Annotated in this window: 9 protein-coding genes; 6 read left to right on the forward strand and 3 right to left on the reverse strand. The window is 61.8% G+C overall.

Annotated features, from left to right (window positions below; genetic code table 11):
* Nucleotides 1-29: 29 nt before the first annotated feature.
* On the reverse strand, nucleotides 30-542 hold the full coding sequence (locus AC6H4Z_RS17460) for a hypothetical protein (protein WP_497543241.1): 513 nt from the start codon (nucleotides 540-542) through the stop codon (nucleotides 30-32).
* A 4-nt stretch (nucleotides 543-546) separates the two neighbouring features.
* Complete coding sequence (locus AC6H4Z_RS17465) at nucleotides 547-2,631, reverse strand: M13 family metallopeptidase (RefSeq protein ID WP_497543242.1); 2,085 nt, start codon at nucleotides 2,629-2,631, stop codon at nucleotides 547-549.
* Between the two features lie 128 nt (nucleotides 2,632-2,759).
* Between AC6H4Z_RS17465 and AC6H4Z_RS17470 the strand changes: the two genes are divergently transcribed.
* Nucleotides 2,760-4,436 (forward strand): M1 family metallopeptidase, encoded by a 1,677-nt coding sequence (locus AC6H4Z_RS17470; RefSeq protein ID WP_497543243.1) that lies wholly within the window; start codon nucleotides 2,760-2,762, stop codon nucleotides 4,434-4,436.
* A 6-nt stretch (nucleotides 4,437-4,442) separates the two neighbouring features.
* Nucleotides 4,443-5,489, forward strand: a complete 1,047-nt coding sequence (locus tag AC6H4Z_RS17475) for a glycosyl hydrolase family 18 protein (RefSeq protein ID WP_497543244.1) — start codon at nucleotides 4,443-4,445, stop codon at nucleotides 5,487-5,489.
* A gap of 407 nt (nucleotides 5,490-5,896) precedes the next feature.
* Here the strand turns inward: AC6H4Z_RS17475 and AC6H4Z_RS17480 are convergent, their stop codons facing one another.
* Complete coding sequence (locus tag AC6H4Z_RS17480; RefSeq protein WP_497543245.1) at nucleotides 5,897-6,346, reverse strand: OsmC family protein; 450 nt, start codon at nucleotides 6,344-6,346, stop codon at nucleotides 5,897-5,899.
* A 120-nt stretch (nucleotides 6,347-6,466) separates the two neighbouring features.
* On the opposite strand from AC6H4Z_RS17480, the gene AC6H4Z_RS17485 reads away from it, so the two are divergent.
* From AC6H4Z_RS17485 to AC6H4Z_RS17500, 4 genes are all read left to right on the forward strand, one after another.
* Entirely contained in the window at nucleotides 6,467-6,895 is a 429-nt protein-coding gene (locus tag AC6H4Z_RS17485; protein ID WP_497543246.1) for a cupin domain-containing protein, read from the forward strand.
* A gap of 91 nt (nucleotides 6,896-6,986) precedes the next feature.
* Nucleotides 6,987-9,467, forward strand: a complete 2,481-nt coding sequence (locus tag AC6H4Z_RS17490; protein ID WP_497543247.1) for an ABC transporter permease — start codon at nucleotides 6,987-6,989, stop codon at nucleotides 9,465-9,467.
* A gap of 656 nt (nucleotides 9,468-10,123) precedes the next feature.
* Entirely contained in the window at nucleotides 10,124-13,270 is a 3,147-nt protein-coding gene (locus AC6H4Z_RS17495) for a SusC/RagA family TonB-linked outer membrane protein (protein ID WP_497543248.1), read from the forward strand.
* A gap of 29 nt (nucleotides 13,271-13,299) precedes the next feature.
* Nucleotides 13,300-14,652: a hypothetical protein gene (locus AC6H4Z_RS17500; protein ID WP_497543249.1), complete on the forward strand. Its 1,353-nt coding sequence runs from the start codon at nucleotides 13,300-13,302 to the stop codon at nucleotides 14,650-14,652.
* Nucleotides 14,653-14,685 lie beyond the last annotated feature (33 nt).

Below are 14,685 nucleotides of genomic sequence, written 5' to 3' on the forward strand. Positions count from 1 at the left end.
CCTCCTTCGACAGCGGAGTGATTCAGACCTCAGCGACGCGCCATTTCGATCCCCGCGGTCGACGCGTCGAGTTTCAGGCGCGCGACGACCTCGTTGAAGCGCAGGTCGATGAGGCATACCTCGGGTGATTCGCCGGCAGACCTTGGGTCGGACACGACGAATACCGATGCGCCATCGCCGGCGTCGGCGAGCGCCTTGGGCGATCCGTGAATTCCCTTCACTGCGATCGCTCTCGACTTGTTCGGTGGCGTTACCGCCACGGAGCGGTTGATGATCGACACGCGTGTTCCGGCCGACGTGAGCGTCCGTCGCACCGCGAGCGGACCACGCCCATAGCTCGAATCCGTCGCCGCATCCACGACGCGATCGAGCCACGCTCCACAATCGCTCGTTTCAGCCGGCACGCACGGACGAAACTCGACGACCGACCGTTTGGTTGTGCCAGCAACACCCACGATCACGCGGAAGCGCTGCGCAATGCTCGGCGTCGACACACAGCAGACGAGCAACATCGCTCTCGTCAGCACTCTCCATTGACTCACGCGCTCACCAGATGTGCGGGACGAGCGCTGCTGCCCGAACCATCGGATCGCTCGGCTTGCACCCGAACGCCGCGGCGAACGAGGGCATGTTCGACAGTGGTGCATTCGCTCGCCATCGCTCGGGCGCATGCGGGTCGACCGTGACGCGACTCTTCAGCGCCTCGGGTCGAACGTGTGTGCGCCAACTCTGTGCGTAGGCAATGAAGAAGCGCTGCTCCGGCGTAAATCCCTCGATCAACTTCGGCCGCCCGTTTCGCTTCAACGCGAGCTGCAGCGCGTCGTAAGCCGTGAGCAGTCCGCCATAGTCGGCAATGTTCTCGCCGAGCGTGAGCTTGCCGTTGACGTGCATGGTGTCGACCTGAATGAAGCCGTTGAACTGCTGCACGACCTTATTGGCTTCCTTCGTGAAGTGCACCGAGTCCGACGGCAGCCACCAATCGCGCAAGTTTCCTCTGGCGTCGTAGTGACGACCCTCGTCGTCGAAGCCGTGCGTCAACTCGTGCCCGGCCCAACTCCCCCCAAGCGATCCGTAGTTCGCGCCGTCGTCCGCGTTCGGGTCGAAGGTCTGGGGCGCGAGCGCGCCAGACGGGAACACCATCTCGTTCTTCGTACCGTTGTAATAGGCGTTGACCGTCGGCACGGTCATCTCCCATTCCGTTAGGTCGACGTTCGTGCCGGGACGATTCACCGTCCGCTTCCACTCGAACGCATTCGCGCGCCAGACATTGTCGACGAATGGCCCGTCGGTCGTTTCGAGTTTGGAGTAGTCGCGCCATGTATCAGGATAGCCGACCTTCTCACGCATGAGCGCGAGCTTGTTCAGCGCCTGCTTCTTCGTCGCCTCAGACATCCAATCGAGTTTACGAACTCGTTCGCCGAACGCGGCCCGGATGTCGTCGATGAGTGCCTTCGCCCGCGTTCTCGCCGACGGCGGAAAGGTCTTTGCGACGTACGCTTGCCCGAGTGCTTCGCCGATCAGTCCATCGGTCGCCTGAAGGCAACGCTTCCATCGCGGCAACAGCGACTTTGCGCCGCTGAAGCGCCGATTGAAGTCGAAGCTCTCCTGGACGAACGCACTGCTGAGCCACGGCGCGGCGTCGCTGACGGTGTGATACCGGAGATATGCGCGCCAATCCTCGACTGGCGTTTGCACGATCAGATCGTTGAGTCGCTTGTAGAACGCCGGCTCTGCCACATTCACCTTCGCGAGCGGGCCGGTGAGTCCGACGTCGCGAAGGTAGGTTGTCCAGTCGACGTTCGGCGCGAGTTCGCGGAACTTGGCGAGCGTCATCGGATGATCCGTTGCCGAGGGATCGCGGCGTGCCACTCGCTCGAGCTGCGCTTTCGCCAATTCGGTCTCGAGACGCAGGATCTTCCCCGCGCTCGTGCGCGCCGACGCAGCGTTGTCGCCGGCGAGCGTCAGCATCTTCGTGATATGCTCGACGTACGCCTTGCGCAGCGAGTCGGACGACGGGTCGGTCTTGATGTAGTAGTCGCGATCGGGAAGCCCCAGCCCGCCGCGATCGAATTCGCCGAGATAGTGCGCTGCATCGTGCGCGTCGACGCTCGCGCCGTACGAGAACGCGACGTTCACCCCATACACTTGCAACCGCGCGATTTCATCGAGCAATGCGCCGCGCGAATTCACGGCGTCGATCGCGGTCAGCGTCGCCTTGAGCGGGGTGGCGCCAGCCTTCTCTACCGCCGCCGAATCCATGCACGAGGCGTAAAAGGTGCCAAGCTTGTGCGTTGTGTTGTCAGCCGGAAGCGCTTTCCGCTTAGCCATCGCATCGTCGAGGACCGATCGCACCGCGAGTTGGTTTCGATCGGTCATGTCGCGCGCGACCCCCGATGTCGAGTACGCCGCCGGTATCGTGTCCCGGGCAAACCACCCGCCGTTCGCGAAGTCGAAGAAGTCCGTGCAGGCACTCACCTTTCGATTCATGAAGCTCGTATCGACGACCTTGAGCGGCGAGAGCGACGCTGGCCCGTCAGCCGTGGCGCGCTGGGCCGAGGCCCGGGTCGCCATGAGGATCAATCCAGCGGCGGATGCGACGCGAACGAGATGGCCGGCTGCGCGAATTTGCATCGTTTCGGAGCGTAGAGGTCGACGACGGGCTTTTCCGAACGTATGGCCGCCGCACCGACGGGTCAACGGACCCAGACAAAGCGCGATTCTAATAGATTGTTGACGTCCTTCTGAAACCGAAAAGGCCCATGCGTCGAATCGCTATCGCCGTTGGTCTCACCGTGCTCGTCTCGGGCACCGCCGCTCATACCGCCTCCGCACAGCGGAAGCGCGCCGAGTTCACCCACGCGGACACGCTGCGCGGCAGCAACGGCCCCGGCCGGTCGTGGTGGGACGCGAGCTTTTACGATTTACACGTCACCGTCACGCCGGCCGATAGCAGTATTCGCGGCTACAACGCGATCACCTATCGGGTGCTGAAGCCGGCCAAGGAGATGCAGCTCGACCTGCAAACGCCGCTCGAGGCCGACAGCATCATCCAGGATGGCAAAACGCTGAAGTATCGACGCGATGGCAATGCGTTCTTCGTGTCGCTGGTCGCGGCGCAGCCGGCGCAATCGAAGAAGACGATCACGGTTTACTACCACGGAAAGCCGAAAGCGGCGAAGAACCCACCCTGGGACGGCGGCTTCATCTGGCGGACCGACAGCCTCGGTAACACCTGGGTCTCGACCGCCAACGAAGGATTGGGCGCGAGTGTGTGGTGGCCGAACAAGGATATTCTGTCGGACGAGCCCGATAGCCAGCGAGTCGCGATCACGGTCCCCGACTCCATGACAGACATCTCGAATGGTCGTCTTCGGAGCACGACGCACAACGCCGATGGCACCACGACCTTCGAATGGTTCGTGAGCGAGCCAATCAACAACTATAGTATCGAAGTGAACGCGGGCCATTACGCGCACTTCAGCGACGTGTTCAATGGCGAAAAGGGCAAGCTCACCGTCGACTTCTGGCCGCTCGCCTATCACGCCGACACCGCGCGCGTGCAGTTCAAGCAAGCCCTGTCGATGCTCAAATGCTTCGAGCACTGGTTCGGCCCGTATCCGTGGTACAAGGATGGCTACAAGCTGATCGAAGCACCCCACCTGGGCATGGAGCATCAGAGCGGCGTTGCGTACGGCAACAAATACAAGAATGGCTATCTCGGGCGGGACCTCTCGGGCACGGGACTCGGGATGAAATGGGATTTCATCATCGTGCACGAGAGCGGCCACGAGTGGTTCGGCAATAACATCACGGCCAAGGACGCCGCTGACATGTGGATCCACGAGAGCTTCACGAATTACTCGGAAGGGATCTATACGGAGTGCCAGGACGGAAAGGAAGCCGGCGCCGAGTACATCATTGGTAGCCGCAGGAACATCCGGAACGACGCGCCAATCATCGGCACGTATGGCGTGAACAATGAAGGATCGGGCGACATGTACTACAAGGGCGGCAGCATGATCCACATGCTCCGCCAACTAGTCGACAACGACGAGAAGTGGCGCGGCATTCTTCGCGGACTCAACTCGACATTCTACCATCAGACCGTCACGGCCGATCAGATCGAGTCGTACATCAACCGCGCCGCCGGCAAGGATTTTAGCAAGATCTTCCAGCAGTATCTGACGACGCCTGACGTTCCAGTTCTCGAATACAAGATCGATGGCGACAAGTTGTCCTATCGTTGGACCAAAGTCGTTCCGGGATTTGCGATGCCAGTCCGCGCGACGATCGGCTCGGGCAAACTCGAGTGGATCACGCCGACCGAAGCCTGGAAGGTCTGGCCGGGCAAAGTCGCCGCGACCGATTCAGTAAAGGTCGATCCGAATTTCTACGTCCTGACCAAGAACGCAGCCGCAGCCACTCCAGCACCGTAACGGATCATGCGCCCACGCCTCCACTCTGTCGCTCTCGTTGCGTCCATGCTACTCGTCTCGCGCGTGGCGCACGCTCAGCAGCTGGAGGCGTTGTGGTACTCCGTTGGTAGCGAGCAGAGCACACAGAGCTTTCTTGCGCACGCGGACCACATTTCGGTCATTTCGCCGCAGGTGTTCGCCTTTGACAAGGACGGCGGTATTCATGGCCATGTCGACCCGCGCATCGTGGCAAAGGCGCGCGAAGCGAAGGTGAAGCTCGTTCCGCTGGTGATGAATCCCGGCTTCGACCAGCCGCTCATTCACCGGATTCTCACAGTGCCCGAGGCGCGGAAGCGCGCCGTCGCGAGCCTCGTGTCGCTCTGTCGCGACAACCATTTCGATGGTCTTCAGTTCGACCTCGAGAATGTCAATGTTGCCGACAAGAAGGCGTTCACCGACTTTGTCCGCGAATCAGCCACCGCGCTACACGCCATCAACTGTATGATTTCGGCGGCGGTCGTTCCCCGCACCAGCGACGAGCCCGGCCCGACGAACTATCACCGCTGGATGTACGAAAACTGGCGTGGGGTCTACGACTACAAAGCGCTCGCCGAGTCGCTGGATTTTCTTTCGTACATGACGTATGCGCAGCACACCGGCGGTTCGACGCCTGGTCCGGTCGCCGGCTTCACATGGATGGAAGATGCGGTCAAGTTCATTCTCTCGACGGGCGTCCCACCGGAGAAGGTCTCGCTCGGTATTCCGTCGTATTCGGATTGGTGGTATCCGACATACACGAAGAAGTCGGGTGCACAGGTGCGCGGCAAGGATATTTCGTTCGCGAAGGCGAGCGAGCTCGTCGCGCAATATTCGTTGACGCCGACGTGGGATGATCGAGAGAAGGCATCCTTCGCCATCTGGTCGAATGCCGGCACGAATGAACTGATGTGGATCGAGGACGCCCGGGCTTTCAACGCAAAGCTGGAGCTCGTGCGGAAGTACAAGCTCCGCGGCTACTCCGTGTGGGTCCTCGGAATGGAAGACCCGAAAGTCTGGCTAGGCGCGAACCGCTGAGCGGTCGCCTGCAGCACACAGAAGCACGAGGCACCCTCTGTGACTCCGCGTCGTCTGCGGTTCGCAGCAGTTCCGATGTGACCAACGAAGGTTACCGGTAGCTCGCTTCGTGACCTTCGTGTCCTTCGTGGTAAATGGGCAGTGCTCATTGAATCTCGGAGCACGCGGAGGACTGACTGAGCCACGAAGGTCACGAAGGACACGACGATCTCCTTCGATCGTCATTCTTGGACCACAGAGAGCACAGAGGACACAGAGGTTTTCCTCCGCGACCTCTGCGTCCTCTGTGGTCAATTGCAGTTACGCGCCCTCTGTGGTCAATCGCAGTTACGCGCCCTCTGTGGTCAATCGCAGTTCCGCGTTCTCTGCGGTCAACTGCAGTTTCGCGTCCTGTGTGTCAATTGCAGTTACGCGACCTCGAAATGGACCTGAACATCAGGCGTCGCCACGGACACTGTGCCGAACAGCGGGCAGCGTCGCTTGAACCCGTCCACGACAGCGCCCGCATCGGTAGCATTCACGCCCCAAAGCGTTACATCGAGGCGCACCGAATTGAACGTCGTCACGTCGTCGCGGCGCTGATTCGCCCGATCGACGATGCCGTGGATTTTGATGACCACGCGTTGGAGCGCGATCTTCTGGTCGCGCGCGATCACGTGCATCAGCTCCACGCCACACGCGGCCACGCCCGATAGAAACGCTTCGGCCGGAGTGATCTCTTCACCCGGACAGTCGTTCTGGACCGGGCCGTCGATGACATAGTGGTGGTCACGCGCGCCGCAGAGCACACGACCAAAGACGTCAGTCGAGCGAGCGCTGACGTCGTATTCTCGGAGAGTCGAAGGAGGAGTCGTCATAAGATCCAAGCTGGCTGGATCGTGCGACTCATGCCAGACCCCACGCCGCGCGAGTTGCAACGCGCTTGTTCTCGATGCCTCGACCTCGCATACTGTCGCCTGCCGCCAACCGGAGCCGTCATGCGCGCCCGTGCCCTCAAACTCGCCGCTGTATTCTGCCTCTGCACTGCCCTGTCTGCGCGGGCGCAGGGTACTCCGGAAAAACAGGGCGCGACGTATCGCTCGCCGAATGGAACGACGCTGCATCTCATTCTCGACGATGCGAACGTCGGCCCCGAGGTCTCCGTCGGTGAAATCACGTTCCCCCCGAACGTCGACTCGGGCGACCACGTTCACGGGTCGATCGAAATCCTCTACGTGATCTCCGGACAGCTCGAGCACTTCGTCAACGGAAAAAGCCAAATCCTCACGCCGGGGATGGCCGGCTACGTCAAAGCACCCGACAAAGTCCGCCATAAGACCGGCCCCGCCGGAGCCAAGGTCCTCGTGGTCTGGGTGCCAGGCGACGAGGCGAAGAAGATCACGTCCCGCTGGACGAAAGAGCCGTAGGCCGCCATTCGCCTCGTAAGGATCTTGTGAGCCGACTTGCGCGATTGTGCTGAAAAATCAACATTGATGGAGCCCCAACCCGGTCGCCGACATGTCGCTCATCCTCCAGGACCTTCGCTACGCGATTCGCGGCCTGCGCCGCGTTCCCGGCTTTGCGCTCATCGCCGTGCTCACACTCGCACTCGGCATCGGCGCCAACACCGCGATCTTCAGCGTCGTCAACGGCGTCATTCTGCGGCCGCTCGGATACCCGCATCCCGAACAGCTCGTGTTCATCACGAGCCAATTCCCCAGTCTCGGGTTCAACCAATTCTGGATGTCGCCGCCAGAATTCCTCGAGCTCAGCGAGCGCAATCGGTCGTTCTCGGCAATCGGGGCGTATACGGTCGGTGCGCTGAACATCGAGGCCGACGGCAAACCGTCGCGCGAAACGGCAGCGCAAGTGTCCGCGAGCCTATTCAGCGCACTCGGTGTGCAACCGCGCCTCGGCCGCACCTTCAGTCAAGAGGAAACGCTGCCGAACGCCGCACCGACCGTCGTACTCTCGAGCGAACTGTGGGAGTCGGCATTCGCGAGCGATCCAGCGATCGTCGGAAAGCAAATCACCATCGACGCCACCAAACGAACCGTGGTCGGCGTGATGCCGCCGGGCTTCGACGTTCACGATCAGCGCGTGCGAATCTGGTCGCCGTTGCAACTCGATCCCGCGCAACGCGTCCAGGGCCGTTCGAGCCACTATCTGTATCTCGTCGGACGCATGAAGCCCGGCGTCACGCTGCGGCAAGCAAAAGCGGAGCTCAATTCGCTGCTCACACAGTGGCCTGCGGCAAACGGTGCGACCATCGATGCACGCCCGGGACAGCAGGGCTTCATTCACACACCAAATGTCAAAGATCATCCGCTTCGCTTCGATGACCTGCAGACGGACGTCGTAGGCAGCGTACGCACTGCACTGTGGGTGCTACAAGCCGCGGTCGCACTCGTACTGCTCATCGCGTGCGCGAACATGGCGAACCTGCTGCTCATGCGCGCCGAGTCACGACACAAGGAGATTGCGGTGCGTGCCGCGCTCGGTGCTGGTCGCTCTCGACTGCTGCGACAGTTCATCGCCGAAGGTCTCGTGCTGTCGATTGCCGGCGCTGTGGTCGGACTCGCGCTTGCCAAGCTTGGGCTCAAGGTGCTCGTTGCGTCGAATGCGGGAACGATTCCGCGCTCCGCGTCCGTGGAGCTGGACGGAGCAGTGTTGGCATTCACGCTCTTCCTCGCCGTAGGCACCGGAGTACTGTTCGGCCTCGCACCGCTACTGCACCTCAGCGCGCACAGTGTCGGACTTGCGCTGCGCGACGGCGGGAGCCGCACCACTGCGACGACGACGCGCAACCGTGTGCGACGCGGGCTCGCAGTGGCGGAGGTCGCACTTGCCGTGATGCTCGTCGTGGGCGCCGGACTCCTGATACGCAGCTTCTGGAATCTGATGAGCGTCGACTCCGGCTTTGATCGCGCGAAGATGACGACGTTCAACATCGTGTTGCCCGCGCAGCAGTACGCCGACAGCACGCGCCGCGTCGCGTTCTTCGACAACCTCAGCGCAAAGCTCGGCGCAATACCCGGCGTACAAGCTGTGGCGGAGATGAGCGGGCTGCCGCCAATGCGTCAGGTCAACGCGAACGACACGGACTTCGAAGGCATCGAGCGTACGCCGACTTCACCTGCGCAGAACATCGACTACTACCAGTACGTGACGCCGAACTACGTCGCGACGATGGGCATACCCGTGCTCGCGGGCCGAGGTTTTACGCCCACTGACGTTCAGGGCGCGCCTGCGGTGGTGATGGTCAATCAAACGCTCGCCAAACTCTTTTACCCGACGAGCAATCCAATCGGACGGCGTATCAAACCGTCCGGTGGTCAGACATGGTTCACGATCGTTGGTGTGCTCAAGGACGTGAAGCAGGGCGGCGTCGATGCAAAAACCGGCACCGAGCTGTACTTCAGCTATCCGCAACTGCCAGTGTATTTCGGCTCGGCGCCGCGCAACATGAACGTGGTTATTCGATCACCGCTTGCGACGGCGACGCTTGCTCCGGCCATTCGCGGCGCCGTCGCGTCGCTCGACGCGTCGCTGCCGATTGTTCGCCTGCGAAGCATGGACGATGTATTCTCCGACGCCGTGAGCCGTCCTCGTTTTCTCGCGCAACTCCTCGGCGTCTTCGCGAGTGTAGCACTCGCGCTCGCCGCGCTCGGTACATACGGAGTGCTCGCCTACTCCGTCACCGAGCGCCGACGCGAAATCGGGATTCGCATGGCGCTCGGCGCCGACCACCGCGGCGTTCTCAGCATGGTGCTCGGTCAGGGAATGGCGCTCGCTGGGACGGGACTGGTGCTCGGAATGATTGGCGCGATCGCCCTGACGCGTCTCGCGTCGACGCTTCTCTTTGGAGTGAGTCCCGCCGATCCGCTGACGTTTGCGTCCGTGGGCGGATTCATTCTCGTCGTCGCGCTCGCGGCGTGCATCATCCCTGCGCGTCGTGCTACGCGAGTCGACCCGTTAGTCGCGCTCCGACAAGATTAAACGCGCGCGATGGTTGATCGCGCTCCAGGGTGACGAATCCCGCGATTCCGCCGTTGACCAAGTAGTCAGCGGCAGAGTGCGAAAAGCGCCACGAGCGTTCGCACCGCCGAGACCGCTGATCTCGTTGGTGGAAATTTTCACCGGAAGATTTCTGAATGCGTGGGCGACGATAGTGTCGCCCATGACCACGTGCGCACGCACTTCCCGTCATACGCGTCTCATCGCGTCGTCAACGAGCAGCGCCGTCTGCTCACACGTGACTCGGGCAGAGCGTGGCCGTCCTGGCGCGTCTTCTCCGCGGCGAGATCAGCAGTCGCGCGTTGGTAATCATGATGTATGCGATTCGCGCGCATCAGGCCGGTTTGTCACTTCGCACGTTGCACGAACGCGGCACCGCCCTCGGCCGCATCGCACCAGACATTGACCCGATGCGCGACAAAAAGATTTGCGAGCGTACACCGGAGTGGAATACAGCGATGAGTTTCTTGTGGCCCGTTGCGTTGACGAGAAACTGGATCACCGAGTTATAACGGAGCAGACATTCGCGTCCGCGCATTCCATTTTCGCGTGTTGAGTTTTGCTCACGTCGCCGGTTTGCCCCCGCGCGTGTCGTTATGTTAGTCCGCACTTCTCTCGTTCTTCTCCCGGAGGCTTGCATGTTCCACGTCAAGCGGAGGACGGCGGCTGTTGCGCTGTTTGCCCTCCCGCCACTCGCGATCCCCGCGACCACTGCGTATGCGTTGGCGTCGCCGACTCCACGACTGGAAATCACAATCGTCGCGCGGCCGTCGTTTGCTGGCGTCATCAAAGGCCGCGTTACTGAAAAAGAAACGGGGCAACCGGTCGTTGCGGCGCAGCTCAGCGTCATGGTGGGAACGTCGCGACTCGGTGCAATCACGGATACGAACGGTGAGTACACGATTCGCGGTGTTCCGGCCGGTCAAGTTCGCGTGTCTGTGACGCGCATCGGCTTTTCGCCGACGTCGCAGCTCGTTACCGTTCCCGCAGATGGCGACGTCACCGCGGACTTCGCGATTGGACACGCCGCACTGCGCCTCGAAGAAATCGTCACGACGGCAACGGGTGAGCAGTCGCGTCGTGAAATCGGCAACGCCGTGGCATCGGTGAAAGCGGATTCGATTACGAAGACGCAGCCCGTGACCAACGTGACCGAGTTGCTGCAGGCGCGCGCCGCTGGTGTGCAAGTCGTGCAGACGCAAGGTGTGCTTGGCTCTTCGCCGAACATTCGCATTCGCGGTGTCGGCTCCCTCTCGCTGTCGAACGAACCGCTCATCGTTGTCGATGGTGCGCGATTCAGCAACGAGACCGAGCCGGGAAATCTTTCGGGCGTTCGCATCAACCGACTCGCGACGCTCGACCCCGAAGAGATTGAATCGATCGACATGATCAAGGGACCGTCGGCCGCCGCGCTGTACGGCACGGCAGCGTCGAACGGTGTCATCGTCATCACGACGAAGAAGGGACGCGCTGGCAGCACGAACTGGTCGGCGTTCGCCGAGTCGGGCATCACGCAGATGCCTGGCGGCTATCCCGCGAACTATTGGAGCTTTGGTCGCAACCTCGTGAACGGCGTTCCGGTTGCAGTTGCCGCCGGCGCACTTCCGCCGCATTGCACAATCACGGCTGCGGCGCAGAAGCAGTGCATCATCGATAGCGCGACCGTCTACAATCCGTGGACCGACGCGAGGTCCGACCCGTTCCGCAACGGCCCAACGAGTCAGATCGGTGTTCAGGCAAACGGCGGCTCGGACAAGCTGCGCTTCTTCGTGAGCGCCGATCACACCGGCGAAACCGGCCCGTATCACATGCCGGACTTCGAAGCCAACCGCATCACCGCGCTTCGCGGCACGGCTCCGGCTGGTCAGGAAATCCATCCGAACCAGCTGCACCAGACGTCACTGCGCGGCAATTTTTCGTTCGCACTGACGCCGAACGCGACGCTCGAGCTCACGACGGGCTACCAGGATCGCGATCTCTGGACGCCGTTTGACGGAACGTTCTTCGCTGGTCTTTCCAACCAGCTCTTCTCGGCGCCTGGATACGTGACGCCGACGAACGGCACGGCGCGCGAATTCGTTGGCGATATTTTCGGCGTTCAACAGCGCACCACGCTCGAGCGCTTCAACGGATCGGCAGCGTTCAACTGGACGCCCATCGCGGGCATTCAGTTCACCGCGCAGGGTGGCGTCGACAACGCGAATGCGAACAACTCCGAGACGCAGCTGCCGGGTCAGGGCACGCTGAACGGCTCGGCGTGGGGTCCGACCGCGTCGCAGGGCTACTCTGGTATCGACATCAACCGCACCAACTCGCTCCAATACACGGCGACGGTTCGCGGCCAGGGCACGCGCCACCTCACCAACTCGATCACGTCGGTGACGACGCTCGGCGGTCAATTCTTCAAGAGCGGCATCTACACACTGTTCGGCGAAGGCTACGGCCTCGGTATCGGCGCAACGACGCCGACCGCGGCGCAGCAGCGCCTCGCGACCACGACCACGACCGAGAACGCAACGGCCGGTGGTTTCGCGCAGCAGCAGATGAACTACAAGGACAAGCTGTTCGGAACCGTCAGCGCGCGCATTGACGAGAACAGTGCGTTCGGTAAGCGACAGAAGAACACGATCTATCCGAGCGCCAACGTGTCGTACATCATGTCCGATGAGTCGTGGTTCCCGAAGATCGCGTTGGCTGACAAGTTCCGCCTCCGTGGTTCGGTCGGTCAGGCTGGCCTCCCGCCGGGAACGACGGCTGCCATCACGTATCTCAGCACGCTCACGTATCCGAGCGCTGGTGGCGAATCGCCGGGTCTCGTGCTGCAGCAGCTCGGCAACCTCGAACTCAAGCCGGAAGTCACGACGGAGTACGAAGGCGGCTTCGATCTCGGCATGCTGAAGGATCGCGTGAACGTCGAGTTCACGTACTTCGCGAAGATTGCGAAGAACGAACTCTACCAGATGCCGCTACCGCCGTCGTCCGGCACAGGAGCGGGATCTCAGTGGGTTAACCTCGCCCGCGTCGACAACAAGGGCTACGAGCTCGCGATTGATGCGAGTATGCTCAACAACAATCTGCTCTCGTGGAACACGCGCTTGAGCGGGTCGCACGTCAAGAACAAGCTCGTGACCATCGGTAGCGTGCAACTGCCGTTGACGCAGGGCTCGCGTAACGCCGTCGGCTATCCGCTGTTCGGTCTGTGGGATCGTCCGTACACGTACAAGGATGCGAACGGCGACGGAGTGATCGTGCCCAGCGAGATCACCCTTGCCGACTCGGACAAGTACAAGGGCTCGACGTTGCCGGAATACGAAGCCGCACTGTCGAACAACTTCGGTCTGTTCAACAACCGGGTTCACCTCAACGCGTTGATGGACTACCGCGGCAAGTTCTGGAACTCGTATACGATCGGCTCGAACCGTTGCGTGTCGGCGGCAAACTGCGCCACGATCAACGTTGCCGGCAGCCCGCTCGATGACCAGGCCGCAGCCGTGGCCGCAGCAACCGGTGCACTTCGCAATACGCGCTACGGTCTGTTCCAGCAGAACGACTTCATCAAGCTTCGTGAGGTCTCGGTCGCATTCGACGCGCCGAGTTCGTTCGTCAACCGCTACCTGCACGGACGGAGCACGCAGCTCGTCTTCAGCGGCCGCAACCTGGCCACGCTCTGGACGAAGTATCCGGGAATCGATCCGGAAGCCAACCGCCAAGCAAACGGCAATGATGACCTTGGAACGCCGCCCGCGATTCGCTACTGGATCGCCCGCCTGAACTTCGCGTTCTGACCATTCACGAACTCAGACGAGACATGATCATGAAACTCAGACGGCACCTTCTCGCCCTTGGAGCGCTCCCGCTGTTGGGTGCGCTCGGGCTTGGGGCCTGCAGCAACGTCCATGACCGGTTGCTCGATGTGCAGACTCCCGATATCGTCGATCCGGGCAACACGCAGAGCATCGCCGGTGGACAGTCATACTACACGGCCTCGGTGGGTGACTTCTCGCGCCTCATCGGCGGCGACCGTGGCGGCAGCTCGCCGCTCGGACTCAACCTCACCGGCGGTCTCCTTGCCGACGAAATCTTCTCCGCACGCGCGGGGACGGAATCGATCGACAACCGCAACATCAACTTCAACAATTTCCCGATCGACTCGTGGGTGCAGGTCGGCAACACGTACGCTCGTACCGTGCGCGCCATCCGCCTGATCGTGCAGTTCCCGCCGGCGAGCGGTGGACCTGCTCAGCTCGCGCAGCTCCACGCGAACCTCGGCTACGTGCTGACGATTGCCGCTGAGCATTATTGCAACGGCATTCCGTTGTGGGATGGTCTGAGTGACGTGACGATCACGACGCAAACGTTCTCCACCGCCCAGCTCTATAGCGCGGCGATCGCGCAGTTCGACTCGGCGCTCACCTTGGCCGGAACGACAAACGGCCCGATCCGCAACTTCGCGCTGGTCGGCAAAGGACGCACGCTGATCGATCAGGCCACACCGGCGACCTTGGCGGCGAACACGGCAGCGGCAGCGGCCCTTGTTGGCGAAGTGCCGACGAGCTTTACGTCGACGACGCTTTTCTCGACGCTGACGACCGGCGTCGTGAACGCCATCTATGATTGGATGAACTCGACGAAGAACTTCGGCGCGTCGGACAAGGAAGGCGGCACGGGCCTCGACTACGTCTCGTCGAAGGATCCGCGCATCAAGGTCGACGGCACGAAGGTCGGACGAGGACAAGACGGGACGCCGACTCCGGCGATGAATCAATATCCGACGCTCAACTCGAACGTCGTCGTCGCCAGCGGCATCGAAGCACGAATGTTCGAAGCCGAAGCGCAGTTGGCAGCGGGTAACACCGCGGCCTTCCTCGCGACGCTGAATGCCGCACGCACGACGGTGGCGGGTCTCGCGCCACTCACGGATCCTGGCTCAGCGACAACCCGTCAGGACATGCTGTTCCGCGAGCGCGCGTTCTGGATGTATACGACGGCACACCGGTTGGGCGACATGCGCCGGCTCATCCGTCAGTACGGCCGTGGCATCGAGACGGTCTTCCCGACGGGTGCGTACTTCAAGGGCGGCACGTACGGCACCGACGTTACGCTCGTTCCGTCGCAGCCGGAAACGAACAACCCGCACTGGACCGCGTGCTCGGACAATAAGGCCTGAGGTTTTCGCGGCTCAGCTGTTTCAATGCAACAG

The organism is Leucogemmata humicola (assembly GCF_055379415.1).